Consider the following 24,699-nt stretch of genomic DNA (forward strand, 5'->3'; position numbering starts at 1 on the left):
TTTTTAATGCTGTTTCCGATCCTGCTGTTGTCGGCAGCCGGTTTTACCGTGCTGACCACAGAGTTCATCATCGTCGGCCTGTTGCCTTCCATCGCCCGGGACCTCGATGTAAGCGTGTCCCAGGCCGGGTTGCTGGTGACGTTGTTCGCCTTCACCGTGGCGGCGTTTGGCCCGTTCCTCACCGCATATTTCGCCCGGTTCGAGCGCAAGCGGCTGTTTATCACGATCCTGATCATGTTCGGCCTGGCCAACACTCTGGCGGCGATGGCCTCGAATATCTGGGTTATGTCCCTGGCCCGGTTGATCCCGGCACTGGGGCTGCCGGTGTTCTGGGCCCTGGCCAGCGAAACAGCGGTGGACATTGTGGGGCCGGACTTCGCCGGTCGCGCGATTGAAAAAATCGGCTTCGGCATCGTGTGTGCCACGGTCTTCGGGATCCCGGTGGGCACGCTGATTTCCGATATGTTCGGCTGGCGCACCGCCTTTGGCATTCTCGCGGTGGTGGCGTTCGCCAAGGCCCTGCTGCTGTTTATCTACCTGCCGAAGACCCGGGCAAAGCACGACCAGGTCAGCCTGCGCTCGCAGTTCAAGATCTTGCGCAGCCCGCTGATGCAGGGCCATATCCTGCTGTCGATCCTGGTGTTCAGCGGGATGTTCACCGCCTACACCTACCTGGCAGACATTCTCGAACGCCTGGCGGGTTTTGACGGCACGGTAGTGGGCTGGTGCCTCATGGGCTTTGGCGCGGTCGGCCTGATCGGCAACTCTTTGGGCGGGCGCATGGTCGACCGTCATCCGCTGATTGCGTCGATGGTGTTCTGCGGTTTCATGATCGCCGGCATGGTGGCGCTGGTGCCCGCCATCCATTCCACGATCGGGTTGGCGGCGGCGATGGCGGTATGGGGCGTGACCCAGGCGGCATTGTTTCTGGTCAGCCATGTGCGACTGATGAAGGCCGCACCCCATGCGCCGGCGTTTGCCGCCTCGTTGAACATTGCCGGGGCCAACCTGGGTATTGGCCTGGGGGCGCTGGTGGGCGGGCACGTGATCGACACCCTGGGCCTGGGCAGCCTCGGGTTTGCCGCGGCGGGCTTTATCCTGTTGTCGATCCTGCTGGCGCTGTGGCTGATGACCGCCAAGACCCGCGCCGTCTGCGCCTGAGCCTTCAGGGCAGGGAAGTGAACAGCTCCCGTCTGGCACCTTCGGTAATCGCCACGATGCCGGGGTGCTTGACCTTGCGCTCCACCGAGATTGCATAAAACGATTCGGTCACCGCATCCGTCTGGCCGATCAGCGCCACGCCATACTGGCGTTCCACCTCGTCGGCAATCACGCTCGGCGCGATGAAAATCCCGCTGCCGGATTGGCCAAAGGCCTGCATCAACGCGCTGTCGTCAAATTCCCCGACAATCCGAGGCTGGATCTGCTGCTCGGCAAACCAGCGCAGCAAACGGCTGCGCACCACCGTCTCCGCCCCCGGAATCAACAGCGGCGCGCCCTGCAGGCATTGTGGGAAATCGCCGCGATGCTGGTCAGCCAATGCCTGGGTTGCGAAGAAACTGATGCCGCATTCCCCCAGCTTCTGGCTGTAGCCTTTGATGTCCAGGTGCGGCGGCATCGGGCTGTCGGAGATCACCAGGTCCAGGCGCTGGATCGCCAGGTCCGCCAGCAAGCGTTCGAGTTTGTCTTCACGGCAGGTGATGCGGATCGGCTCGCTCAACTCCATGGTTGGCGCAATCAGCCGATAGACGATGGACTTGGGCACCACATCCGCGACGCCAACCCGGAACAGGATCTGCTGCTCATTGGGCTGGGTGCGCAACATCGCTTCAAGCTCATTGCCCAGCTGGAACATCTGCTCGGCATAGGGCAGCGCCTGGCGCCCGGCTTCGGTCAGCTCCAGCTGGCGCCCGACCTTCTGGAACAATGCCACGCCAAAGGTCTGTTCCAGCAGGCTGATCTGCCCGCTGATGGTCTGCGGCGTGAGGTTCAGTTGCTCGCAGGCGCGCACGATGCTGCCGGTCTTGGCGACGACCCAGAAGTAGTGCAGTTGTCGGTAATTAAGCATGGCGGCCAATACTTCGTTAAAACCGAAGTATAAACGAAAAAAATACGAATTTTCCTGAAGTGTTCTCCTGCATAGAATGCGTCGCTATCGAGGGGCCACTACTTGGACCCGAAGGTTCTAACGAGGAACGCATCATGAAACTCAATTCCCTGGGCGCAACGGCGTTACTTGGGCTTTCATTAGTCATGCTCAGTGGCTGTGACCAAGCGGAAAAAAGCGCGCAACAACTGCTGGGCAAGGCCACCGAGTCGGCCAAGCAAGTGATTGACGACACCCACCAGGCCGCCGAACAGGCGTTGAGTGACGCGACCAAGGGCTTGATCGCACCGCCGCAAGGCAAGCCGGACAAGCCGGAACAGGAAGACAGCAAGCCTGAGTCCACCTCCCAAGAAACCTGATACCCGCACACAACACCAGGAATGACCTATGGAATACCTTTTACAACTGGCCGCCAGCCCGACCGCGTGGATCGCACTGGCCACCCTGATCGTCATGGAGATCGTGCTGGGGATCGATAACCTGATCTTTATCTCGATTCTCACCAACAAGTTGCCGGTGAAGCACCGGGCCAAGGCCCGCCGCATCGGCATCAGCATGGCATTGATCCTGCGTCTGGGCCTGTTGAGCACCATCGCCTTTATCGTGCAGCTGACCGAGCCGGTCATCGACATCCTGGGGCAGTCGTTCTCCTGGAAAGACATGATCCTGATCGCCGGTGGCCTGTTCCTGGTGTGGAAGGCTACCACCGAGATCCATCACAGCATGGACCCCGAGAAGGAGCATGTGGACACCGGCGCGCCGAGCGTGACCCTGGGCTTCGCCTCGGCAATTGGCCAGATCCTGCTGCTGGACATGGTGTTTTCCATCGACAGCATCATCACCGCCGTGGGCATGACCGAGCACTTGCCGATCATGATCATTGCCGTGGTGGTCTCGGTGATCGTGATGCTGGTGGCGGCCGAGCCGCTGGCCAAGTTCATCAACGACAACCCGACCATTGTGATGTTGGCCCTGGGCTTCCTCATCATGATCGGTATGACGCTGATCGCCGAAGGTTTCGGCGCCCATGTGCCAAAAGGCTATGTGTATGCGGCCATGGCGTTCTCGGCGGCTATCGAATGCCTGAACATGATGCGACGCAACCGGCATAAACGGCTTGCTGCCAAACACTAAGGGCTGAACATAAAGGCCGACTGCATGCAGTCGGCCTTTTGCTGTCTGCTAGAATCCGCCCACTTGACGCCTTGAGGGATATCCATGAACGAGCCGATTCGCCTGACCCAATACAGCCACGGTGCTGGTTGCGGTTGCAAGATCTCACCTCAGGTACTGGAAGTGATCCTCGCCGGCAGTGGCGCACAGAACCTCGACCCCAAGCTCTGGGTAGGCAACGCTTCGCGCGATGACGCGGCGGTGTACGCCATCGACGAGGAGCGCGGCGTGGTGTCCACCACCGACTTTTTCATGCCGATCGTCGATGACCCCTTCGACTTCGGCCGCATTGCCGCCACCAATGCCATCAGCGATATCTATGCGATGGGCGGCGATCCGTTGATGGCCATCGCGATTCTCGGCTGGCCGGTCAACGTGCTGGCTCCGGAGATTGCCCGGGAAGTGATTCGCGGCGGTCGTTCCGTGTGTGACGCTGCCGGGATTCCCCTGGCCGGCGGCCACTCCATCGACGCCCCCGAGCCGATCTTCGGCCTGGCCGTCACCGGGCTGGTGGAAAAGCGCCACATGAAGCGCAACGACACCGCCACCGCCGGTTGCCAACTGTACCTGACCAAACCCCTGGGCATCGGCATCCTCACCACGGCCGAGAAGAAGGGCAAGCTGCGCGAGGCCGACGTGGGCCTGGCCCGTGACTGGATGTGCACCCTCAACAAACCCGGCAGCCGTTTTGGCAAGCTGGCCGGTGTCACGGCCATGACCGACGTCACCGGTTTCGGCCTGTTGGGCCACCTGGTGGAAATGGCTGACGGCAGCCAATTAACTGCCCGCATCGAATACGAAAAAGTCCCACGCCTGCCCGGGGTTGAGTACTACCTGGAACAGGGCTGCGTCCCCGGCGGCACCTTGCGCAATTTCGACAGCTACGCCAGCAAGCTGGGGCGCCTGAACGAACTGCACAAACGCGTGCTGTGCGACCCGCAAACCAGCGGCGGGCTGCTGGTGGCGGTCACCCCCGAAGGCAATGCCGAATTCCTCGCCGTGGCGGCGGAGCTGGGCCTGAATCTTGAGCCGATCGGTGAACTGGTTGAGCGACAGACCAACGCGGTAGAGGTGTTCTGATGCCCATCGACATCACCGATTACCGCGATATCTTTCTCAACGACCGGCCGATGATGGATACCCGCGCGCCGATCGAGTTCATCAAGGGCGCGTTTCCCGGGGTGGTCAACCTGCCGTTGATGACCGACGACGAGCGCGAACGGGTGGGCACCTGTTACAAGCAGCAAGGCCAGCAGGCGGCCATTGTTCTCGGGCACGAACTGGTGTCCGGGGCGATCAAGGCCGAACGTATCGAACACTGGGCGCGTTTTGCCCAGGCCAATCCGGATGGTCTGCTGTACTGCTTTCGCGGCGGGATGCGTTCGCAGATTGCCCAGCAATGGTTGAAAACCGAGGCGGGTATCGACTATCCGCGAGTGGGCGGTGGCTACAAGGCCATGCGGACTTTCCTGCTCGACACGGTTGAAAGCGCCACCGCGCAATGCGACTTCGTACTGTTGGGCGGCATGACCGGTACCGGCAAGACCGAAGTGCTCGGCCAGTTGAACAACGCCCTGGACCTGGAAGGCCACGCCAACCATCGCGGTTCCAGCTTCGGCAAACGCGCCACGGCGCAACCTTCCAACATCGACTTCGAAAACCGCCTGGCGGTGGACCTGCTGAAAAAGCGCGCCGCCGGTATCGAGCAGTTTGTGGTCGAGGATGAGAGCCGCATGATCGGCAGCTGCGCGCTGCCGTTGCCCTTGCACAAGGGCATGCAGGGCTTTCCCATGGTATGGCTGGAAGACAGCGTTGAAGGCCGCGTGGAGCGCATCCTGAAGGATTATGTGGTGGACCTCTGCGCCGAGTTTGTCGCGGTGTTTGGCGACACTGGCCAGGAACTGTTTGCCGAGCGCCTGACCCAGAGCCTGGCCAATATCCACAAGCGCCTGGGCGGCGAGCGGTTTGCGCGGTTGCACGCGATCATGCAGGAAGCATTGGCAGAACAAGCCAGCAGCGGCGCGGTGGATTTGCACCGCGGCTGGATTGAAGGGCTGTTGCGTGAGTACTACGACCCGATGTATGCGTTCCAGCGGGAAAGCAAAGGCGCACGCATCGAGTTTGCGGGAGAGCAAGCGGCGGTGGTGGAGTATTTCCGGGACAGGCTCGCTCGGCGTAAGTAATTGATTGAGTTCGCCGGCCCCTTCGCGAGCAAGCCCGCTCCCACATTCGACCGCACTCCTACAGGATAAACGCGGTCGAATGTGGGAGCGGGCTTGCTCGCGAAGAGGCCCTCGAACTCACCCAATCACTACAGGATAAACGCCCCGATCAGCCCACACACCACCCCCATCAGCATCGTCAGCCCGGCCACGGTCACCAGCACCCGCGCATCGAAATCCTTGCGCAGCATCAGCAGCGACGGCAGGCTCACGCTCGGCAGCGTCATCAGCAAGGCCACGGCCGGGCCGGTGCCCATGCCGAGGGTCATCATGGTCTGCACGATGGGGATTTCGGCGGCGGTCGGGATCACGAACAACGTGCCGACAATCGCCAGAGGCACCAGCCACACCAGGCTGTTGGCCATGGCGCCGTCAACGTGGGGAAACAGCCAGACCCGCGCCGCGCCAAGGATCAGCACCGCCAGGATGTACACCGGAATCGTGCTCCAGAACAGCTGCCACAGGGTGCGCAGCCAGCGGGTCAGGAACGGTTCGGTTTCGGCATGGCTGGCCTGGGCCACGGCGTCGAGCGCGGCTTCCGGTACCTGCTCCGGCCGCGCGATGCGTTGCGCCACCAGCGAAACACCCACCACCAGCACGATCCCGGCCACCAACCGCAGCGCGGTAAAGCCCCAGCCCAGCACAAAGCCCATGAACACCAGTGTCGCCGGGTTCAGCACCGGGTTGGCAATCCAGAACGCCAGCGCCGCGCCGACCGAGACTTTCTGCCGACGCATACCGGCCGCCACCGGAGCGGCGCAGCAACTGCACATCATCCCCGGCAGGGCGAACAGCCCGCCACGCAGGGTAGATCCCAGCCCGGCACGGCCAAACAGGCGCAGCAGCCAGTCCCGTGGGATCAGCACTTGCAGCAATGAGCCGAGAATGACCGCCAGCACCGCAGCCTTCCAGATCGCCAGGAAATACACCTGGGCATAGGCCAGCGCCGCGGCCAGTGGCGCGCTTTGCTGGTCGTTGAGAATCGAGGCGCCGATGCTGTGGTTGTCTGCCGCGATAAACGCCTTGGCGTAGTAGGGCGACCATTTCACGTAGTAGAGGCCGACGCAGGCCACCAGCAGGAACAGCGCTGGTTTCCACCAGAAGGACCAGCCCCGGGCAGGCTGGGTGGAGGAGAGGTTGGACATGTAGATGATCCGCAGGTGAGTCAATAGCGCAACATCATACGCTGTACAAGGCCGCCTCCGAAGCACTGTGGCGAGGGAGCTTGCCGTGGCGAGGGAGCTTGCTCCCGCTGGAGTGCGAAGCGCTCCCAGAATTTTGGGGCCGCTTCGCAGCCCAGCGGGAGCAAGCTCCCTCGCCACGGGTCTTCGGGGGCGGTCAGATATCGGCGCTGACTTGCGTTGCGTCCGGGCAAGTCTGCTGGCCATTGTCCAGGCCTTGCTTGTAGTTGCGGCTGAGCAGCGAGGCCTTGCCGTTGTGCCAGGTCAGGGTCAACACATACAAGCTATCGAAATCGCTGCCGGACCAATCGTCGGTAATCACATGTTTTTCACCGACGGCCTCGCTTGCCACCTTGTTGATCAAGTCCGGCAGATACCCATGGGACCAGGCAGTGTAGATGACGGCGTTGTGGTATTTGTCTTCCACCAGTTCGTCAGCGAGGGCGCTGGTGTCATTGGCCGAGAACTTGATGTTGACCGGCAACCCGAGCTTGATCGCGCTGGGGCTGATGGTCATCAACGGGCGGATGTAGCTGTAGGAGTTGTCTTTCTCGCCTTCCTCGACATTGCGGGTCGGGTTGGGTGCGAACACGTAGTTGGCCTTGCCGAATTTTTCCGGCAGCACGGTGGCCAGGTTCATCGCACGGTTAAGCCCCTGGCAGTTGAGTTGGCCGAGGCCCCCGGCAGGTTTCTCGCCATGGCGCAGGAACACCAGGGTTTGCACGCCGTCGACCGGCTGGGCGCGGCTGATCCGCGATTCCAGGCTAAGGCCGACCGCGGCGCTCACCAGCAATACCGGCAGCAGGATGTAAGAGTAGCGTTTGAAGCGTTTCGCAAGGCACAGAGGCTTGATGGTCATGATGGTTCTAAGTCTCGGTGCAGGGATTCAGGGCAAGCAAGCCCAGCCATCGGGCGCTCTTTAAGAGTTCCCCAAGGCAGTTTGGTTCGTTTCGCGGGGGAGATGGGGCGGCATCCTTGCCGTGTGCAGGAGATTAACCCGCCGATGTTGCTGAATTAAGACGGATGCACGATAGGCACTGAACCACTACTCTCCTACTTTTATCAGGAGTCCCATGATGAACTCACTTTCAGACTTCCCCATCACCGCCAAATGGCCTGCCCGGCATCCCGAGCATCTGCAGCTGTATTCTTTGCCCACGCCCAACGGGGTCAAGGTGTCGATTATGCTCGAGGAAATCGGCCTGCCCTACGAGGCGCACAAGGTCAGTTTCGAGACCCAGGACCAGCTTTCCAGCGAGTTCCTGTCGCTGAACCCCAACAACAAGATTCCGGCGATCATCGACCCCAATGGCCCGAGCGGCCAGGCGCTGGGGCTGTTCGAGTCGGGCGCGATCCTGATCTACCTCGCCGAGAAGAGCGGTGAATTGCTTCCCGAAGACCCGGCGATGCGTTACGAGACGATCCAGTGGCTGATGTTCCAGATGGCCGGTATCGGACCGATGTTCGGCCAGGTGGGGTTCTTCAACAAATTCGCCGGCGCGGCCTATGAAGACAAGCGCCCGCGCGATCGCTACGTCGCCGAGTCGCGCCGCTTGCTGGAGGTGCTGGAAAAGCGCCTGTTGGGCCGCACCTGGATCATGGGTGACGAGTACAGCATCGCCGATATCGCCACCTTCCCGTGGGTTCGCAACCTGATCGGCTTCTATGAGTCCGGCGACCTGGTGGGTATTACCGACTTCCCGAACGTACTGCGGGCCCTGGACGGGTTTGTCGCCCGGCCGGCGGTGATCCGTGGCTTGAACATCCCAGCATAAGGACCGGCATGGCTTCTTTCGACTTCAAACAACTGGACGTTTTCAGCAGCGTGGCCGTCAAGGGCAACCCGTTGGCCGTGGTGCTGGGCGCCGACAGCCTGAACGACCAGCAGATGGCGGATTTCGCCAACTGGACCAACCTCAGCGAAACCACCTTCCTGCTCAAGCCCCGTGATCCACGAGCGGACTACCGCGTAAGGATCTTCACGACCCTCAAGGAATTGCCGTTTGCCGGCCATCCGACCCTGGGCAGTTGCCATGCCTGGTTGCTGGCCGGTGGCCAACCCGCTGGGGCGGAGATCATCCAGGAGTGTGAGATCGGCCTGGTGCGCATCCGCCGCCAGGGCGATGAACTGGCGTTTATCGCGCCACCGTTGCTGCGTTCCGGCCCGCTGGAAGCTGAATTGGTCGAGCGCGTGCGTCGGGCCCTGGCCCTTGAACCCGGTGCCATTTTGCGCAGCCAGTGGGTGGATAACGGCGCGGGCTGGCTGGCGGTGATGCTGGCGGATCGCGAGCAGGTACTGGCACTGCGGCCCGACTATTCGCAGTTGCAGGGCTTGGCCGTGGGCGTGATCGCCCCGTGGAACCCCGAGCGGGATGGCGATGAGGCGCAGTTTGAGGTGCGGGCCTTTATTGCCGGCGACGGCGCTCCGGAAGATCCGGCCACCGGCAGCCTGAACGCCGGTGTCGCCCAGTGGTTGCTGGGCGAGGGGTTGGCGCCCAGCCGCTATGTGGTCAGCCAGGGCACCGCCATGGGCCGCGCCGGGCGAATCCGCATTGAACACAGCGGCGAGGAAATCTGGGTCGGCGGCGCGGTTGCCGTTTGCATTGAAGGCCGTCTACAGCTCTAGATCAATGCAATTGTTACCAAGCCTGCAATAAACTGTTCCGCACTTGGCGTTTGTGCTCTGCGGTGCACGAGGCATAAGCTTTCGCCCCAAAGATTTTTGGCCTGCCTTTTTTCAGGAGCATCAATGTCCAGCCAGTTCCCCGAAGCCCGTCCACGCCGCCTGCGCCGCTCCCCGGAGTTGCGTGGCCTGTTCCAGGAAAGCGAATTCACCCTCAATGACCTGGTGCTGCCGATCTTCGTTGAAGAAGAAATCGACGACTTCGTGCCAATCACCAGCATGCCCGGGGTGCAGCGCATTCCCGAGTCGAAGCTGGCCGGCGAGATCGAACGCTATGCGAAAGCCGGGATCAAGTCGGTGATGACCTTCGGTGTGTCCCACCACCTGGACGCCTCGGGGAGTGACACCTGGCAAGAGCGTGGCCTGGTGTCGCGCATGTCCTCGATCATCAAGGATGCGGTGCCGGAAATGATCGTGATGTCCGACACCTGCTTCTGCGAGTACACCGACCACGGCCATTGCGGCGTGATGCACGGCGCCGAAGTCGACAACGACCGCACCCTGGTCAACCTTGGCAAGCAAGCTGTGGCTGCCGCTCGTGCCGGTGCCGATGTGATCGCGCCGTCTGCCGCGATGGACGGGCAGGTCCAGGCCATTCGCCGGGCCCTGGATGAAGCAGGCTTCAGCCATATCCCGATCATGGCCTATTCCACCAAGTTCGCCTCGGCCCTCTACGGCCCGTTCCGCGAAGCCGGCGGCAGCGCGCTGAAGGGCGATCGCAAGAGCTACCAGATGAATCCGATGAACCGCCGCGAAGCGGTGCGCGAATCGTTGCTGGATGAGCAGGAAGGTGCGGACGCGCTGATGGTCAAGCCGGCCGGCGCGTACCTGGACATCATCCGCGACATCCGCGAAGCCTCGCGTTTGCCGGTGGCGGCGTATCAGGTCAGCGGCGAGTACGCGATGATCAAGTTCGGCGCCCAGGCGGGCGCGATCGACGAAGCCCGCGTAGTGCGGGAAACCCTGGGCTCGATCAAGCGCGCCGGTGCGGACTTGATCTTCACCTACTTCGCGATGGACCTGGCACTTGCCGGGATCTAAGTAACCTGTGGCGAGGGAGCTTGCTCCCGCTGGGGCGCGCAGCGGCCCTGAAAATGGGCCTGCTGCGCAGTCCAGCGGGAGCAAGCTCCCTCGCCACAGAAGGCTGTTCGCGGCTGCTTGAAACTTAGCGCTGGGCAAACGCCAGGTTCAGCCCCAACCCCGCAAACGCCGCTGCAAAACTGCGGCGCAGCCAGTTCTGTACACGTGGCGATTCGATCACCGCGCGGCGGAACACATTGGCCAGCAGGCCATAAATCACAAACACCGCAAACGTCATCGCCATGAATACACTGCTCAGCAACAGCATTTGCAGGGCCGGTGCGCCCGCGCCCGGGGTGACGAATTGCGGCAGGAACGCCAGGAAGAAAATCGTCAGCTTGGGGTTCAGAATATTCAGCAACAGGCCTCGCACCATCAGGCTGTGGGCGCTGGAAATCGTCGGTGCGTCGTTCATGGCAAAGGCCGAGCGGTCCCGCCAGGTGGCATAGGCGAGGTACAGCAAGTAGGCGGCGCCGGCATACTTGAGGGCTTCGAACGCCAGGGCGCTGGTATGCAGCAGGGCGGACAGCCCAAGCACGGAGGCCAACAAGTGCGGAACGATCCCGGCGGTGCAGCCCAGCGCGGCGAACACACTGGCGCGCTTGCCGGCGGTCAGTCCGGTGGACACGGTGAAGATCACGCCGGTGCCGGGAATGAGCACGACGATCAGGCAGGTGATCAGGAAGTTCAGGCTAAGCATGGCATTCAAACTCCTTGTAGGAACGATGGGAGCCTGATCCTTTCACGTTGCGGTTTTTTTGGCGAGTGCGGCAGGTCGGCGAACCCCGGTTAGACTTACCGGTCGATATCTGCCAAGACTGGCCCATTGTCGCCCAAGGAAGCCCCATGCGTTCATCTCGCCTCATCCTGTGCCTTACCACCTTATTGGTACTGGCCGGCTGCTCCAGCCAGCGCACCCAGCAACTGCCGGAGCGCAGCGAAGCCGAGGTGAAAGCGCAGATCGTGCGGCTGATGCCGGCCAGCGTGCCGGATCGTGGCGGCTGGGCCCAGGACATCTACACCGCCTTCAACACGCAGAAAATCTACCCCGGTACGGAGAACATATGCGCGGTATTGGCCGTGACCGAGCAGGAGTCCACCTATCAGGTCGACCCGCCGGTCCCGAACATGGGCAAGATCGCCCAGGACGAGATCCTGCGGCGCGCTGCTAAAGTCCATGTGCCAGCGGTATTGGTGCGCACGGCACTGCAACTGCGCTCGCCCACCGGCAAGTCCTACGCCGAGCGCTTGAACGCTGCGCGCACCGAGCGGGATTTGAGTGGAATCTTTGATGACTTCATCAGTGTTGTGCCCCTGGGCAATACGCTGTTTGGCGGCTTCAACCCGGTGCATACCGCCGGCCCGATGCAGGTCAGCATCGACTTCGCACAGAAGCAGGCCCGGGATTATCCCTACACCGTGGATGGCAGCATCCGCCGGGAAGTGTTTACTCGCCGAGGCGGCATGTACTTTGGTATCACCCATTTGCTGGGTTACCCGGTGCACTACGACCAGATGCTGTACCGCTTCGCCGATTTCAATGCCGGTTGGTACGCCAGCCGCAACGCCGCATTCCAGGCAGCGGTCAGCCGAGTCTCGGGCGCCAATCTGGCGTTGGATGGCGACCTGATCAACTACGGCTCGTTCCTGCCGGGCACCACGGAGCTGGCAGTGCGCTCTCTGGGCAAGGCGCTGGACATGCGCAACCCGAGCATCCGCAGCCAGCTGGAGCAGGGCGAGCGCCTGGATTTTGAAGACACTACCCTGTACCAGCGGGTGTTCGCCCTGGCCGACAAGGCCGCCGGCAAACCGGTGCCGCGGGCGATCCTGCCGGGCATCGTGCTGAAAAGCCCGAAGATCACCCGCAACCTCACCACGGCCTGGTTTGCCAAGCGCGTGGATGAGCGTTATCAGCGCTGCATGAAGCGTTAGGCTTATCACCGGGGATTTACCGGGCTGATGTTGATGGTCCGGATGGCTGCGGTGGGATACACCTCCAGCCTTGTCCCCAAGGAAGAACCTGACATGACTGCCCATGCCACCCCCGAAGGCTTTACCCCGCTGCGTCGCAGCAGCCCACTCCTGGACCTGCTTGGCCCGGTGTATAGCCGAGGTGAAGGCTTGCAGCTGGAAATCGGCCTGCGCGCCGACAACCGCCACGCCAACGGACGCGGCACCGTGCACGGTGGCGTGCTGGCCACCCTGGCGGATGTGGGCATGGGCTACGCCATGGCGTTTTCCAGCGAGCCGCCGCTGCCGTTGATCACGGCGAGCATGACCCTGGACTATCTCGGCGCGGTGCAGGTAGGGGAGTGGGTCGAGGTGCGTCTGGAGCATCACAAGCGCGGGCGGCAGATGGCGTTTGCCACGGTCAGCGTGCAGGTCGGGGAGAAGGTGGTGGTGCGGGCAAATGCGGTGTTTGCGGTGCCCCAGGCGCGGGACTGACCGATAAAGAAAAGGCCCGGTTTTCGTGGAACCGGGCCTTTTCCATGTTGCTCTTTGAAATCAGCTGCGTTCAAGGGCCAGGGCTACACCTTGCCCGCCACCGATGCACAGGGTGGCCAGGCCTTTCTTGGCGTCACGCTTGATCATTTCATGCAGCAGGGTCACCAGCACACGGCAGCCTGACGCGCCAATCGGGTGGCCGATGGCAATCGCGCCGCCGTTGACGTTGACCTTGGCCGCGTCCCATTCCAGCTCTTTGCCCACCGCCAGTGACTGCGCGGCAAAGGCTTCGTTGGCTTCGATCAGGTCCAGGTCGCCCAGGCTCCAGCCGGCCTTGTCCAGGCAGCGGCGGGTGGCCGATACCGGGCCAATGCCCATGATCGCGGGATCGACGCCGGCGTTGGCGTAGCTGGCGATGCGTGCCAGTACCGGCAGGCCCAGGGCCTTGGCTTTGTCCGCGCTCATCAGCAGCACGGCAGCCGCGCCGTCGTTGAGGCTGGATGCATTGCCGGCGGTGACCGTGCCGTCTTTCTTGAAGGCCGGCTTGAGCTTGGCCAGGGATTCGGCGGTGGTGCCCGCCCGTGGCTGTTCGTCCACGGCGAAGGCCACCGGGTCGCCCTTGCGCTGGGGAATCAGGATCGGCGTGATCTCATCGCTGAAACGCCCGGCTTCAATGGCCGCCGTGGCTTTTTGCTGGGAGGCGGCGGCGAAGGCGTCCTGGGCTTCACGGCTGATGCCGTACTTGTCCACCAGGTTCTCGGCGGTGATGCCCATGTGGTAGTCGTTGAACGCATCCCACAGACCGTCGGTGATCATGCTGTCGATCATCTTCGCATGGCCCATGCGCAGGCCGGTGCGGGCGGCCGGCAATACGTACGGGGCCAGGCTCATGTTCTCCATGCCGCCGGCGATGATTACCTCGGCATCGCCGCAACGGATCGCTTGTGCGCCCAGGTGCAGGGCCTTGAGCCCCGAGCCGCAGACCTTGTTCAGGGTCAGCGCCGGCACGGCGTGGGGCAGGCCGGCGAGGATCGAGGCCTGGCGGGCCGGGTTCTGGCCGCTGCCGGCGGTGAGCACCTGGCCAAGGATCACTTCATCCACGAGTGCCGGGTCGATGCCGGTCTGCTCCAGCAGGCGACGAATCACCGCAGCCCCCAGCTCCGGGGCCGGGATGCTTGCCAGCGAACCTTGGAAGCTGCCCACGGCGGTGCGGGTGGCAGCAACAATCACGACGTCTTGCATGGAATCTGTCCTCACTGGAAGTGCATTTCTGGAACGTGGTCCGGGACGATCAGTTTACCGGCTGTCTTGCTGACGATCTCTTCAACACTGACGCCAGGTGCGCGTTCCTTGAGGACAAAAGCGCCATTTTCGATTTCCAGGTAGGCCAGGTCCGTCAGCACGCGCTTGATGCAGTTGGCACCCGTCAGCGGCAGGCTGCATTGGCTCAGCAACTTGGATTCACCGTCCTTGGACGCGTGGGTCATGATCACGATGATGTTCTCGGCACCGGCCACCAGGTCCATCGCGCCGCCCATGCCCTTGACCAGCTTGCCGGGGATCATCCACGAGGCGATGTTGCCTTGTACATCGACCTCAAACGCGCCGAGCACGGTCAGGTCGACGTGGCCGCCGCGAATCATCGCGAAGGACTCGGCCGAGGAGAAGATCGACGCGCCAATGCGCGCGGTGACGGTCTGTTTGCCGGCGTTGATCATGTCGGCATCGATGGTTTCTTCAGTAGGAAACGGACCCATGCCCAGCAGGCCGTTTTCCGACTGCAGCATGACCTCCATGCCCTCTGGGATGTAGTTGGCCACCAGGGTCGGAATGCCGATGCCGAGGTTGACGTAGAAACCGTCCTGCATTTCGCGGGCGACGCGTTGAGCCATTTGTTCGCGGGTAAGAGCCATTTTTTGTCTCCTTATTATTTGGGCTGGTGGATTATTTGCGGAGGGTGCGCTGTTCGATGCGCTTCTCGAAGGTGCCGCAAATGATCCGGTCGACGTAGATCCCTGGGGTGTGGATATGCGCCGGGTCCAGCTCGCCCGGTTCGACGATTTCTTCGACTTCGACCACGGTGATCCTGCCGGCGGTGGCGGCCAGCGGGTTGAAGTTCTGGGCGGTATGGCGATAGATCACATTGCCGAAGTGGTCGGCTTTCCAGCCTTTGACGATGGCGAAGTCGCCGGTGATGGATTCTTCCATCAGGTACGGGCGACCGTTGAACTCGCGGGTTTCCTTGCCTTCAGCGACTGGCGTGCCGACGCCGGTGGCGGTGAAGAAGGCCGGGATGCCGGCACCGCCTGCGCGCAGTTTTTCGGCGAGGGTGCCTTGGGGCGTCAGGACCACTTCGATTTCGCCGCTGAGCAGTTGCTTCTCGAACAGCGCGTTTTCACCGACGTAGGACGCGAAGACCTTGCGGATCTGCTTGCCTTCCAGCAGCAGGCCCAGGCCGAAGCCGTCGACGCCGCAGTTGTTGGAGACCACGGTCAGGTTGCGGGTGCCCTTGCGCTTGATTTCGGCAATGAGGTTTTCCGGGATGCCGCACAGGCCAAAACCACCGGCAAGAACCGTCATGCCATCTTCCAGGCCTGCCAGCGCCTCTTCATAGGACGCTACACGTTTATCAAAACCTGCCATATGCACCTCTTTTATTGTTTGTGGGCCAGCCATATGAACCGAGTGTTGCGCCGACGGATTGATTTGTTAAGTTGTTTTTTAAGGTTGATTGATTTAAAAAACAGCATAGTCCTCAGTCATCGAGAGAAGCTTCATGACAGTTAAACAGATGCGCGCCTTTCTTGCCGTAGCCCAGACCTTGAGCTTTGCGGCCGCTTGTGAGCGTTTGCATCTTTCCCAGTCGGCCTTGAGCCTGACCATCAAAGGCCTGGAAGAAGGCCTGGGCGGGCGCCTGTTCAGCCGCAATACGCGCAATGTCGCGCTGACCCCTGAAGGCGAATCCCTGCTGCCCCTGGCCCGGCGCTTGATCGCCGACTGGGACAATGCCGAGGATGAGTTGCGCCAGCGTTTCACCCTGCAGCGCGGGCGGGTAACGGTGGCGGCGATGCCGTCGTTTGCCGGAAACCTGCTGCCACCGATCCTGAAGATTTTTCGCGCGCGCTATCCCCAGGTCAACGTAACGGTGAATGACGTGATCAACGAGCAGGTGCTGGAAATGGTCCGCGATCGCCAAGTGGAGTTGGGCGTGGCGTTTGAACCGTCGGAAAGCTCATCGCTGGTGTTCACCCCGCTGTATGTGGACCGCTTTGTGGCGGTGGTGCCCGGTGACTCGCCATTGGCACGCCGCTCCGATATCGCCTGGCACACCCTGCTGGAACAACCCTTCATCACCTTGCAGCGCCCGTCCACGGTACGAGTGATGCTTGAAGAACACCTGAAGGCGCTGGACCTGAAGCTGCCCGTAGCCCTGGAGAGCCATCAACTGGCGACGGTGGGCAAGATGGTTGCCAGTGGCTTGGGCGTGAGTGCAGTGCCGGCGTTGTGTGCACGCCAAATGCAGGAAGCAGGCGCTCATTGCATCACCTTGAGCGATCCGGTGATCGAACGGCCGATTGGTGTACTGACCAAGCCCGGCCACGAACTTTCAGCGGCGGCCCAGGCCATGTTTGATATTTTTTGCGATGAAGCGGGGAAGGGGCGTTTCCCGGCGTTGTTGCAATAACCGTCGGCCATAAAAAAGCCTGCTCGTTTTAAGCGAGCAGGCTTAAGTGATAAGTGCGTAGTTATCAGCAGTATCTGTCGATCACCTTAACTTGCGAATGGCCTTTAAGGTTCTGCCACTCGGTATTAAGTGTATGGAAGACCTGCTCGATAAAGTTGCGATCGGCGGCGGCTTTCTTGCCGACATAACCCTGGCCGCGGCGGTACATCTTCAGGCGCGCTGCCAGTTCACGGTTATTCCTGTCGAACTCTTCTTCCACGGTGTGGGGCGCCAGGCAGTCAATATGGACCTGGCCCGATTTACCAATCCAGAGGATATGGTCGTCGAGCGTGTCTTTCTGCGCTGCGAACATCTCAGCCAATTCATCGATAGTTGGTTGGTTGTTCAGATTCATGTGTAAGCCCCTTGACCAGTTGGCGATCTCTAGTTGATCCGTTAAAACTACTAAGTTGTCTCCGGCTCAGAAAACCGGGCGTCAGCGACTGTCTGCCGAATACGGGCAGGGTCTTGAACCGATGCATGTAGTCTTGCTGATGACCTGCTACGCAATGGTTTCATAACGAAGACAAGCAGCGTTTGAGCTCCTTGTACCGATCCTTTCGGGCCGGTCAGCTTCATCAATCTGCCTTGTGGGCAGTGCACATCCGGAAAAAACAGCTCGGCGGTCAGACGAGCTTGTTCAAAACGCGTGTTACCAACGCTCCCGATCCGGGAGACGCTTGAATCATGCAATTACAAAACGGTTACGTCAACGATTATGTAGTGATTATTTTTCAGCACTACATAAATCCTTGCAGGGCGGGGGTGTGAGCGGAAAACGTGACTTGGGCGTCACTTTTTGTGCGGGCAGGTCGCGGGATCCGGGGGCTTTTTGTGGCGAGGGAGCTTGCTCCCGCTGGGGTGCGAAGCGCCCCCACCAGGCTGACTGCGGTTCTGCAGGAATCATTCGGTTGTCGGTTTTGGGGCTGCTGCGCAGCCCAGCGGGAGCAAGCTCCCTCGCCACAGAAAAGCAGGATTGGGCTATCCCAGGCGTTCTGCCAGCAACGGCAACAAACGTTCGCAGGAGGCTTCGATCTTGAGTTGCAGCAACTCATCGCCCCGTGTCTTGCCCAGATTGATGGCAATCACGGGCTTGCCTTGCTCGACCATCGCCTTGCACAACCGAAACGCTGAATACGCCATCAGCGACGAACCCACCACCAGCAATCCTTCTGCGTCATCCACCGCCGCCATCGCCTTGGCTGCCGTGCCCTGGGCGACGTTCTCACCGAAAAACACCACATCCGGCTTCAACCGTTGCCCACCGCAATGGGGGCAGCGGGGCACCTGAAAACGTCCTTCAAAGGCCGGGTCCAGCAGGGTGTCACCGTCGGGGGCTTGAACGGCATCCACACCCGCCAGGTACGGATTCTCCGCTTCCATTTGGCGCTGGATCAGGTCCCGCTCGCTGGTCTGCTGGCAATCCAGGCACAGCACCCGGTGAAGGCTGCCGTGGAGTTCGATCACATCATGGCTGCCAGCCTGGTCGTGCAGGGTGTCGACGTTCTGGGTGATCAGCCCGGTAATGCGCTGGCGTTGCTGCAGAGTGGCCAGGGCGATATGCGCCGCGTTCGGCTGCGCGACACGCACCCTCGGCCAGCCGAGCATCGCCCGCGCCCAGTAGCGGCGGCGCGCCTGCGGGGTTGCCAGGAACTCCTGGTACATCATCGGCGCCTTGCCCCGGCGCACGCCTTCGCTGTCGCGATAATCGGGAATCCCCGAAGAGGTGCTGATACCCGCACCGGTCAGCACCAGGAAGCGCCGTTCGGCCATGGCCCGGTGCAGGTTGTCGAGCTGGTTATCGACTTGATGTTGCAGGGTATCGAGCATGGGTTCCCCAATGATTATTCGCCGCGAATGTACTGCTCCAGCTGTTTGATCAGGTCTGCCTGTTCGGCAATCGCTTCCTTGACCAGGTCGCCGATGGACAGCAAGCCAAGCAGTTCGCCATTCTCCACCACAGGCAGGTGCCGCAGATGTCGGTCGGTCATGATCGTCATGCACGTCTCGACAGTCTGGTGAGTGTCGACGGTGATCACCGGTGAATTCATGATCTCGTGGGCTTTGGTCTTCACCGAAGACAATCCATGGAGGATGACCTTGCGGGCATAGTCTCGTTCACTGATGATGCCCACCACCTTGCCGTCCTGGAGCACTGGCAAGGCCCCGACGTTTTTCGAAGCCATCACGATCAAGGCCTCAAATACCGTATGGTCGTGGGGGATGGTGTGGACTTGATGGTTATGCTGGTCTTTGGACTTCAGCACTTGGGCAACGGTTTTCATGGAGGCCACTCCGGTGTTGTTATTGTTGGGAGGTTAGCAGGCCCTACAGAATCCTGGATGGCCTGCAGCAGGGCAAGGTCCAAAGCGGCATACATCCCGTCGAAAAACGTCATTGTCGCGATTTCTTAGTGCTTCTCAGCCCTTGTTTGCCGGTTTCGCCGCCCGCTTCGGGCTGGTGGCCGTCTTGCGCTTGGCCGGTTTGCGTTTGTTTTTCCACGGTGTGGCGCCACGTCCGGCCGGGCTGGCCGGGCCGCTGATGGTCAGGCGCATGCCAGTGCAGCGGGTCACCTGTTTGCTCATCCATGCCGCCTGTTTGGCGACGAACTCTTCCAGGCTCATCTCGCCGCTTTGTACCATGTCCAGTGCCTGCTCCCAGATAGCGGTGGTACCGGGGTCGGCAATTGCCCGTGGCACTGCATCAATCAGGCTGAACGCGGCGGGTGTTGCCGACAGCGCCTTGCCGTTTTTCACCAGGTAGCCGCGGTCCAGCAGGCCCTGGATGATCCCGGCGCGGGTGGCTTCGGTGCCGATCCCGGTGGTGTCCTTGAGCTTTTGCTTGAGCAGCGGGTCTTCCACCAGCTTGGCGACGTTTTTCATCGCCTTGATCAGGTCGCCTTCGGTGAAGGGTTTGGGTGGCTGGGTCCACAGGTCCTTGAGGTTGACCTTGGCCACGGCGTAATCCTGACCTTGAACCAGTTTTGGCAAGGACTGCGGCGCAGGTGCTTCACGGCCCTTGGCCGGCGCCAATGCTTCCGGCAATGCGCGTTTCCAGCCAGGCTCGACGATGACTTTGCCAACTGCCCGCAGGGCTTCCCCGGCGCAGTCGAAGTCTGCCTGGGTGCGGTCGTATTCGTGGTTGGGCAGGAACTGTGCGAGGTAGCGGGCGCGAATCAGGGTGTATACCGCGCGATGCTTGCCGGTCAGTTGCCCGACATCCTTGCCGGCGCCGGTTGGGATGATGCCGTGGTGCGCACTGACCTTGGCGTCGTTCCAGGCCCGTGAGCGGCGTTGTGGGTCCATGTGCGGCATCAACGCGTACACTGCCGGATCGGCCCGGCCCAGCGCCGCGAGGATTTTCGGCGCGTCGCCGTGCTGGCTAAGGGGCAGGTAGCCGCAATCGCTGCGCGGGTAGGTAATCACTTTGTGGGTTTCGTAGAGCGACTGCGCAACATCCAGGGTTTCCTGAGCGCCGAGGCCGAGCTTTTTCGAGCAGATTTCCTGCAAGGTGCCGAGGTCGAAGGGCAGGGGCGCCACGTCGCGCATCCGCTCGGTACGCAGTTTGACCAGTCGCGCACTGGCGGCGTTGCTCATGGCGTTGGCCGCGTCCCGGGCAAGCTCCGGATTGAGGCAACGGCCCTGATCGTCACAGGCATCTTCGGTCGCGCGCCATTGCGCAGTGAAGGTGATGTTGTCGTGGAGCAGGTCCACATCGATGGCCCAATAGGCGACGGGTACAAAGTCGGCAATGCTGCGGTCCCGGTCTACTACCAACCGCAGGGTCGGGGTTTGCACACGCCCAACCGGCAACACACCCTGATAACCGGACTGTTGGCCCAGCAGGGTAAACAGGCGGCTCATGTTCATCCCGATCAGCCAGTCGGCACGGGAGCGGCCAAGGGCCGAATGGTAGAGGCTGAAGGTTTCAGCACCGGGCTTCAACGAGGCCAGGGCCTTGCGGATCGACGCATCGTCGAGCGCCGAGAGCCATAGCCGCTGGATGGGGCCGCGATAACGGCAATGCTCCACCAGCTCACGGGCGATCATCTCGCCCTCACGGTCGGCATCGGTGGCGATCACCAATTCCTGGGCTTCCCCCAGCAGACGCTTGACCGCCTTGAACTGGCTGGCAGTCTTGGGCTTGACCAGCATCTTCCACTTTTCGGGGATGATCGGCAGGTCGGCCAGCACCCAGCGCTTGTACTTGGCGTCGTAGCTGTCGGGCGGGGCGGTTTCCAGCAGGTGGCCGATGCACCAGGTCACCGTCACGCCTGAACCCAGCCAACAACCGTCGCCACGCCGGGTCGCGCCGAGCACGGCGGCGATATCCTTGGCCTGGGACGGTTTTTCACAGAGGAACAGCCGCATGGTCACCACATTCGCTACGCAATTGAATGGGGAGCAGGATGAGCAATAAATCAGAATTGGGCAACTTTTATCTGGATGGATATACAGCAATTTGTGTGTCTGGTGCTAAACCCAATGTGGGAGCGGGCTTGCTCGCGAACGCGGTGTATCAGTCAACCTATCCGGCGACTGACACCCCGCTTTCGCGAGCAAGCCCGCTCCCACACTGAAACTCCAGCGTCGGCCGGATCGACGTTTAGTTATTGTCGATATCGACGTTCTTGGTTTCTTTCAGGCAAATCAGCCCCACGATCAGGCTCACCCCGGTAATGACCACCGGGTACCACAGCCCATAGAAAATATCCCCGGTGTACACCACCAGCGCAAACGACACCGTCGGCAGGAAGCCACCAAACCAGCCATTCCCGATGTGGTATGGCAGCGACAGCGAGGTGTAGCGGATGCGTGTCGGGAACAGCTCCACCATCAGCGCTGCCAGCGGGCCGTAGCACATGGCGGCGATCAGGATCAGCGCGACAATCAGCACCACCACCATGGTTTTGTTGACCTGGGCCACATCAGCCGATTGCGGATAACCCGCCAGGGTCACCGCGCCTTTCAGGGCGGCTTCGTCGTAACCGTCAATACGCACATCACCCACGCTCACCTGCACCGCGCTGCCCGCCGGGGCGGCCGCGCTTTCGTACGGCAGGCCCTGTTTCACCAGGAAGGTCTTGACCTTGTCGCAGGGGCTGTCAAAACGCGCCTTGCCCACCGGGTCGAACTGGAAGGTGCAGGTGGCCGGGTCTGCCAATACGGTGATCGGCGACTGGCGGCTGGCGTGGTCCATCGCCGGGTTGGTGTAGTGCGCCAGGCCCTTGAAGATCGGGAAGTACAGCGCGGTGGCCAGCAGCAGGCCGACCATCAACACCGGCTTGCGCCCCAGCTTGTCCGAAAGCCAGCCGAAGAAGATGAAGAACGGTGCACCAATCACCACGCTGATGATCAGCAGCATGTTGGCCAGTGCCGGATCCATCTTCAAAAACTGTGTGAGGAAGAACAGCACATAAAACTGCGCGGCATAGAACGTCACTGCCTGGCCGGCGTTGATGCTGAACAGCGCAATCAGCACGATCTTGAGGTTTTCCCATTTGCCGAAGGATTCGCGGATCGGCGCCTTGCTGGCCTTGCCTTCCTCTTTCATTTTCAGGAACGCCGGCGACTCGTGCAGGCTCAGGCGGATCCAGGTGGAGATGCCCAACAGCACGATCGACAGCAGGAACGGCAGGCGCCAGCCCCACACTTCGAATTGGTCGCCGGTGAAGTAACGGCACGCCAGCACCACCAGCAACGACAGCAACAGACCGAGGGTCGCGGTGGATTGAATCCAGCTGGTGTGGAAGCCGCGTTTGCCCGCCGGGGCGTGCTCGGCCACATAGGTGGCTGCGCCGCCGTACTCGCCGCCCAGCGCCAGGCCCTGGAGCATGCGCAGCGCGACGAGGATGATCGGTGCGGCAATACCGATGCTCGAATAGGTCGGCAGCAGGCCAACGCAGAAAGTCGCCAGGCCCATCAGGATGATGGTGGCGAGGAAGGTGTACTTGCGCCCGATCATGTCACCCAGCCGACCGAACACCAGCGCGCCGAACGGGCGCACCACAAAGCCGGCGGCGAAGGCCATCAGGGCAAAGATAAACGCCGTGGTGTCGTTGACCCCGGCAAAGAACTGCTTGCTGATCACCGCCGCGAGTGCGCCGTAGAGGAAGAAGTCATACCACTCGAACACCGTCCCGAGGGAAGAGGCGAAGATGACTTTCTGTGTGTCGTTGCTGTCTCGCGCCTTGGTGGCGGAGCCCAGGGGTTGAGCGTGTTCTGACATTTGGGTAGCCCTCACAGTGATTATTTATTGTTGTTCCACTGTCGGCGCCACATCGGCGCCGCTATTCCCCTGTAGGTGCCCGGCTTGCCGGCGATGGCGCTCTCAAGCTGTGCACAACGCTTGAAAACGCCACCGCCGGCAAGCCGGGGTCCTGCAGGTCAAGCCGGTAAGGTCAGTTCTTTCTCCGGGGCGAGGCTCCTTGTGTTCGGCGAAAGGATAAGCTGCGCGGCTTTTTCCGCGATCATCAGCGTCGGTGAGCAGGTGTTGCCTGAAGTGATGCGGGGCATGACCGACGCGTCGGCGATGCGCAGGCCGGGAACCCCGTGCACTCGCAGTTGGGCGTCGACCACCGCGTCCTTGTCGCTGCCCATGCGGCAGGTGCCCACTGGATGGAAAATCGTGGTGCCAATGCGGGCGGCGGCTTCCTGCAGCTGTTCGTCCGTCTGCAGTTCTGCGCCGGGCAGGTACTCCACCGGGTTGAATTGCTTCAGGGCCGGCGCCGAGACGATGCGTCGGGTCAGGCGAATGGCGTCGGCGGCCACCCGCAGGTCTTCCGGATGGCTGAGGTAGTTGGGGCGGATCAGCGGTGCGTCTGCCGGGTTGGCCGAGCGAATGTCGATGCGGCCACGGCTTTGCGGGCGCAAGTCGCACACCGAAGCGGTGAAGGCCGGGAACCCGTGCAGTGGTTCGCCAAAGCGCTCCAGGGACAGCGGTTGCACGTGGTATTCGAGGTTGGCCGACGTCTGCTCCGGCCCGGAGCGGGCAAACGCGCCAAGCTGGCTGGGGGCCATGGACAACGGGCCGCTGCGGTCGTACAGGTAGCGCAGGCCCATGCCCATCTTGCCCCACACGGTGCCGGCGATCTGGTTCAGGGTGCGGGCGTTTTCCAGCTTGTAGATCAGGCGCAGTTGCAGGTGATCCTGCAGGTTGCCGCCCACGCCGGGTAACTCGTGCAGCACATCGATGCCCAAAGGCTTGAGCACGCTGGAGGGGCCGATACCGGAGCGTTGCAGGATGCCGGGCGAACCGACGGAGCCGGCGCACAGGATGATTTCCTTGCGCGCCCGCCACGTGACTGGCTGGCCTTGCTGGCGAGCAACCACCGCCGCCGCGCGGCCGTTCTCCAGGAGTACGCGGTCGACTTCAACCTCGGTCATCACCGTCAGGTTGGGCCGCTGGCGGATCGGCTTGAGAAACGCCTTGGCCGCATTCCAGCGCACGCCGGATTTCTGATTGACCTGGAAATAGCCACAGCCTTCGTTGTCGCCCTGGTTGAAGTCGCTGATGCTGTCGATACCGCTTTGCTGCGCCGCGTCACGAAACGCATCGAGGATCGGCCAGTGCAGGCGCTGTTGCTCAACCCGCCATTCACCGCCGTCACTGTGAAATTGCGAGGCACCGGCAAAATGGTTTTCGCTCTGCTTGAACAGCGGCAGCACATCCTTCCAGGCCCAGCCGGGATTGTCCTCGGCCCAGCCGTCGTAATCCCGGGCCTGGCCGCGCATGTAGATCATGCCGTTGATGGACGAGCACCCGCCCAGCACCTTGCCGCGCGGGTAGCTCAGCGCACGGCCTTGCAGGCCTTCCTGGGCTTCGGTCTTGAAGCACCAGTCGGTGCGCGGGTTGCCGATGCAGAACAGGTAGCCGACGGGAATATGGATCCAGGGGTAGTTATCGCGACCGCCTGCTTCAAGCAGCAACACGCGATGGGCAGGGTTGGCAGACAGTCGATTGGCCAGCAGGCAGCCCGCCGGGCCGGCGCCTACCACCACGTAATCGTATTCAGCAGCTGCAGAATGCATCTGTGACCTCGCTTGTTTTTCTTATTGGTCCCATCCTAGTTGTTAGTTTTCGTC

24 protein-coding genes are annotated in these 24,699 nt (G+C 61.7%); 11 read left to right on the top strand and 13 right to left on the bottom strand.

Annotation, left to right across the window (positions count from 1 at the left end; genetic code table 11):
• The first annotated feature begins 6 nt into the window (after nt 1-6).
• Nucleotides 7-1,161: an MFS transporter gene (locus HX814_RS00415; RefSeq protein WP_177009760.1), complete on the top strand. Its 1,155-nt coding sequence runs from the start codon at nt 7-9 to the stop codon at nt 1,159-1,161.
• A 4-nt stretch (nt 1,162-1,165) separates the two neighbouring features.
• Here the strand turns inward: HX814_RS00415 and nhaR are convergent, their stop codons facing one another.
• On the bottom strand, nt 1,166-2,068 hold the full coding sequence (nhaR, locus tag HX814_RS00420) for a transcriptional activator NhaR (RefSeq protein ID WP_003211241.1): 903 nt from the start codon (nt 2,066-2,068) through the stop codon (nt 1,166-1,168).
• Between the two features lie 134 nt (nt 2,069-2,202).
• On the opposite strand from nhaR, the gene HX814_RS00425 reads away from it, so the two are divergent.
• The 4 genes from HX814_RS00425 (at nt 2,203) to mnmH (ending at nt 5,463) form a co-directional block, all read left to right on the top strand.
• A complete protein-coding gene (locus tag HX814_RS00425; RefSeq protein ID WP_023658942.1) occupies nt 2,203-2,466 on the top strand; it encodes a hypothetical protein in 264 nt (87 codons plus the stop codon).
• 28 nt (nt 2,467-2,494) lie between these two features.
• A complete protein-coding gene (locus tag HX814_RS00430; RefSeq protein ID WP_003211245.1) occupies nt 2,495-3,241 on the top strand; it encodes a TerC family protein in 747 nt (248 codons plus the stop codon).
• Nucleotides 3,242-3,325: 84 nt separating this feature from the next.
• Nucleotides 3,326-4,360, top strand: a complete 1,035-nt coding sequence (gene selD, locus HX814_RS00435; protein ID WP_003211248.1) for a selenide, water dikinase SelD — start codon at nt 3,326-3,328, stop codon at nt 4,358-4,360.
• On the top strand, nt 4,360-5,463 hold the full coding sequence (gene mnmH / locus HX814_RS00440; protein ID WP_003211249.1) for a tRNA 2-selenouridine(34) synthase MnmH: 1,104 nt from the start codon (nt 4,360-4,362) through the stop codon (nt 5,461-5,463). Before selD ends, mnmH begins: the two co-directional genes overlap by 1 nt.
• A 128-nt stretch (nt 5,464-5,591) precedes the next feature.
• Here mnmH and HX814_RS00445 read toward each other — a convergent pair whose 3' ends face one another.
• Together HX814_RS00445 and HX814_RS00450 are read right to left on the bottom strand one after the other, a co-directional pair.
• Nucleotides 5,592-6,647 carry a permease gene (locus HX814_RS00445; protein ID WP_003211251.1) on the bottom strand — a complete coding sequence of 352 codons (1,056 nt, stop codon included), beginning with the start codon at nt 6,645-6,647 and terminating at the stop codon, nt 5,592-5,594.
• Between the two features lie 193 nt (nt 6,648-6,840).
• Complete coding sequence (locus HX814_RS00450) at nt 6,841-7,542, bottom strand: histidine phosphatase family protein (protein WP_177009759.1); 702 nt, start codon at nt 7,540-7,542, stop codon at nt 6,841-6,843.
• A 217-nt stretch (nt 7,543-7,759) separates the two neighbouring features.
• Here HX814_RS00450 and HX814_RS00455 point away from each other — a divergent pair, with 217 nt between their 5' ends.
• The 3 genes from HX814_RS00455 to hemB all read left to right on the top strand — a co-directional run bounded on the left by HX814_RS00455 (nt 7,760) and on the right by hemB (nt 10,407).
• Nucleotides 7,760-8,458, top strand: coding sequence for a glutathione S-transferase N-terminal domain-containing protein (locus HX814_RS00455; RefSeq protein ID WP_177009758.1), 699 nt, complete (start codon nt 7,760-7,762; stop codon nt 8,456-8,458).
• Nucleotides 8,459-8,466: 8 nt separating this feature from the next.
• Nucleotides 8,467-9,309 carry a PhzF family phenazine biosynthesis protein gene (locus HX814_RS00460; protein WP_177009757.1) on the top strand — a complete coding sequence of 281 codons (843 nt, stop codon included), beginning with the start codon at nt 8,467-8,469 and terminating at the stop codon, nt 9,307-9,309.
• 123 nt (nt 9,310-9,432) lie between these two features.
• Nucleotides 9,433-10,407 (top strand): porphobilinogen synthase, encoded by a 975-nt coding sequence (hemB, locus tag HX814_RS00465; RefSeq protein ID WP_003211635.1) that lies wholly within the window; start codon nt 9,433-9,435, stop codon nt 10,405-10,407.
• 124 nt (nt 10,408-10,531) lie between these two features.
• Here the strand turns inward: hemB and HX814_RS00470 are convergent, their stop codons facing one another.
• Nucleotides 10,532-11,146 (bottom strand): LysE family translocator, encoded by a 615-nt coding sequence (locus HX814_RS00470; protein ID WP_102369383.1) that lies wholly within the window; start codon nt 11,144-11,146, stop codon nt 10,532-10,534.
• A 146-nt stretch (nt 11,147-11,292) separates the two neighbouring features.
• Between HX814_RS00470 and HX814_RS00475 the strand changes: the two genes are divergently transcribed.
• Nucleotides 11,293-12,378, top strand: coding sequence for a DUF1615 domain-containing protein (locus HX814_RS00475; protein ID WP_177009756.1), 1,086 nt, complete (start codon nt 11,293-11,295; stop codon nt 12,376-12,378).
• Nucleotides 12,379-12,471: 93 nt separating this feature from the next.
• Nucleotides 12,472-12,891: a PaaI family thioesterase gene (locus tag HX814_RS00480; protein ID WP_177009755.1), complete on the top strand. Its 420-nt coding sequence runs from the start codon at nt 12,472-12,474 to the stop codon at nt 12,889-12,891.
• Between the two features lie 60 nt (nt 12,892-12,951).
• Here HX814_RS00480 and HX814_RS00485 read toward each other — a convergent pair whose 3' ends face one another.
• Genes HX814_RS00485 through HX814_RS00495 form a run of 3 tightly spaced genes read right to left on the bottom strand, consistent with a single transcriptional unit; the run spans nt 12,952 to nt 15,534 of the window.
• Nucleotides 12,952-14,133 (bottom strand): acetyl-CoA C-acetyltransferase, encoded by a 1,182-nt coding sequence (locus HX814_RS00485; RefSeq protein WP_003211627.1) that lies wholly within the window; start codon nt 14,131-14,133, stop codon nt 12,952-12,954.
• Between the two features lie 11 nt (nt 14,134-14,144).
• Entirely contained in the window at nt 14,145-14,804 is a 660-nt protein-coding gene (locus HX814_RS00490) for a CoA transferase subunit B (protein WP_003211625.1), read from the bottom strand.
• Nucleotides 14,805-14,835: 31 nt separating this feature from the next.
• Nucleotides 14,836-15,534: a CoA transferase subunit A gene (locus HX814_RS00495; RefSeq protein ID WP_003211623.1), complete on the bottom strand. Its 699-nt coding sequence runs from the start codon at nt 15,532-15,534 to the stop codon at nt 14,836-14,838.
• A gap of 133 nt (nt 15,535-15,667) precedes the next feature.
• On the opposite strand from HX814_RS00495, the gene HX814_RS00500 reads away from it, so the two are divergent.
• The gene (locus HX814_RS00500; protein ID WP_023658941.1) at nt 15,668-16,576 is read left to right on the top strand and encodes a LysR family transcriptional regulator; all 909 of its coding nucleotides are present in this window, start codon (nt 15,668-15,670) and stop codon (nt 16,574-16,576) included.
• 64 nt (nt 16,577-16,640) lie between these two features.
• Here the strand turns inward: HX814_RS00500 and HX814_RS00505 are convergent, their stop codons facing one another.
• From HX814_RS00505 to HX814_RS00530, 6 genes are all read right to left on the bottom strand, one after another.
• Nucleotides 16,641-16,970 (bottom strand): hypothetical protein, encoded by a 330-nt coding sequence (locus HX814_RS00505; protein WP_003211618.1) that lies wholly within the window; start codon nt 16,968-16,970, stop codon nt 16,641-16,643.
• A 626-nt stretch (nt 16,971-17,596) separates the two neighbouring features.
• On the bottom strand, nt 17,597-18,445 hold the full coding sequence (locus tag HX814_RS00510) for an NAD-dependent protein deacetylase (RefSeq protein ID WP_134326890.1): 849 nt from the start codon (nt 18,443-18,445) through the stop codon (nt 17,597-17,599).
• A 14-nt stretch (nt 18,446-18,459) separates the two neighbouring features.
• Nucleotides 18,460-18,900, bottom strand: a complete 441-nt coding sequence (locus tag HX814_RS00515) for a CBS domain-containing protein (RefSeq protein WP_177009754.1) — start codon at nt 18,898-18,900, stop codon at nt 18,460-18,462.
• A gap of 135 nt (nt 18,901-19,035) precedes the next feature.
• Nucleotides 19,036-20,985, bottom strand: coding sequence for a DNA topoisomerase III (locus tag HX814_RS00520; protein WP_177009753.1), 1,950 nt, complete (start codon nt 20,983-20,985; stop codon nt 19,036-19,038).
• A 235-nt stretch (nt 20,986-21,220) separates the two neighbouring features.
• Nucleotides 21,221-22,843 carry an MFS transporter gene (locus HX814_RS00525; protein WP_003211608.1) on the bottom strand — a complete coding sequence of 541 codons (1,623 nt, stop codon included), beginning with the start codon at nt 22,841-22,843 and terminating at the stop codon, nt 21,221-21,223.
• A gap of 158 nt (nt 22,844-23,001) precedes the next feature.
• Nucleotides 23,002-24,645 carry a GMC family oxidoreductase gene (locus tag HX814_RS00530; protein ID WP_177009752.1) on the bottom strand — a complete coding sequence of 548 codons (1,644 nt, stop codon included), beginning with the start codon at nt 24,643-24,645 and terminating at the stop codon, nt 23,002-23,004.
• Between the last annotated feature and the right edge of the window lie 54 nt (nt 24,646-24,699).

This window comes from Pseudomonas sp. C8002 (assembly GCF_013385765.1).
GTDB lineage: Bacteria > Pseudomonadota > Gammaproteobacteria > Pseudomonadales > Pseudomonadaceae > Aquipseudomonas.

Coding starts and splice junctions, on each gene's coding strand:
- HX814_RS00500 (WP_023658941.1), top strand. CDS start 15,668: ATGACAGTTAAACAGATGCGCGCCTTTCTTGCCGTAGCCCAGACCTTG.
- HX814_RS00520 (WP_177009753.1), bottom strand. CDS start 20,985: ATGCGGCTGTTCCTCTGTGAAAAACCGTCCCAGGCCAAGGATATCGCC.
- HX814_RS00515 (WP_177009754.1), bottom strand. CDS start 18,900: ATGAAAACCGTTGCCCAAGTGCTGAAGTCCAAAGACCAGCATAACCAT.
- HX814_RS00485 (WP_003211627.1), bottom strand. CDS start 14,133: ATGCAAGACGTCGTGATTGTTGCTGCCACCCGCACCGCCGTGGGCAGC.
- HX814_RS00445 (WP_003211251.1), bottom strand. CDS start 6,647: ATGTCCAACCTCTCCTCCACCCAGCCTGCCCGGGGCTGGTCCTTCTGG.
- HX814_RS00505 (WP_003211618.1), bottom strand. CDS start 16,970: ATGAATCTGAACAACCAACCAACTATCGATGAATTGGCTGAGATGTTC.
- HX814_RS00460 (WP_177009757.1), top strand. CDS start 8,467: ATGGCTTCTTTCGACTTCAAACAACTGGACGTTTTCAGCAGCGTGGCC.
- selD (WP_003211248.1), top strand. CDS start 3,326: ATGAACGAGCCGATTCGCCTGACCCAATACAGCCACGGTGCTGGTTGC.
- HX814_RS00480 (WP_177009755.1), top strand. CDS start 12,472: ATGACTGCCCATGCCACCCCCGAAGGCTTTACCCCGCTGCGTCGCAGC.
- HX814_RS00530 (WP_177009752.1), bottom strand. CDS start 24,645: ATGCATTCTGCAGCTGCTGAATACGATTACGTGGTGGTAGGCGCCGGC.
- HX814_RS00510 (WP_134326890.1), bottom strand. CDS start 18,445: ATGCTCGATACCCTGCAACATCAAGTCGATAACCAGCTCGACAACCTG.
- HX814_RS00430 (WP_003211245.1), top strand. CDS start 2,495: ATGGAATACCTTTTACAACTGGCCGCCAGCCCGACCGCGTGGATCGCA.
- HX814_RS00470 (WP_102369383.1), bottom strand. CDS start 11,146: ATGCTTAGCCTGAACTTCCTGATCACCTGCCTGATCGTCGTGCTCATT.
- HX814_RS00425 (WP_023658942.1), top strand. CDS start 2,203: ATGAAACTCAATTCCCTGGGCGCAACGGCGTTACTTGGGCTTTCATTA.
- HX814_RS00450 (WP_177009759.1), bottom strand. CDS start 7,542: ATGACCATCAAGCCTCTGTGCCTTGCGAAACGCTTCAAACGCTACTCT.
- nhaR (WP_003211241.1), bottom strand. CDS start 2,068: ATGCTTAATTACCGACAACTGCACTACTTCTGGGTCGTCGCCAAGACC.
- HX814_RS00495 (WP_003211623.1), bottom strand. CDS start 15,534: ATGGCAGGTTTTGATAAACGTGTAGCGTCCTATGAAGAGGCGCTGGCA.
- HX814_RS00475 (WP_177009756.1), top strand. CDS start 11,293: ATGCGTTCATCTCGCCTCATCCTGTGCCTTACCACCTTATTGGTACTG.
- HX814_RS00455 (WP_177009758.1), top strand. CDS start 7,760: ATGAACTCACTTTCAGACTTCCCCATCACCGCCAAATGGCCTGCCCGG.
- hemB (WP_003211635.1), top strand. CDS start 9,433: ATGTCCAGCCAGTTCCCCGAAGCCCGTCCACGCCGCCTGCGCCGCTCC.
- HX814_RS00415 (WP_177009760.1), top strand. CDS start 7: ATGCTGTTTCCGATCCTGCTGTTGTCGGCAGCCGGTTTTACCGTGCTG.
- mnmH (WP_003211249.1), top strand. CDS start 4,360: ATGCCCATCGACATCACCGATTACCGCGATATCTTTCTCAACGACCGG.
- HX814_RS00490 (WP_003211625.1), bottom strand. CDS start 14,804: ATGGCTCTTACCCGCGAACAAATGGCTCAACGCGTCGCCCGCGAAATG.
- HX814_RS00525 (WP_003211608.1), bottom strand. CDS start 22,843: ATGTCAGAACACGCTCAACCCCTGGGCTCCGCCACCAAGGCGCGAGAC.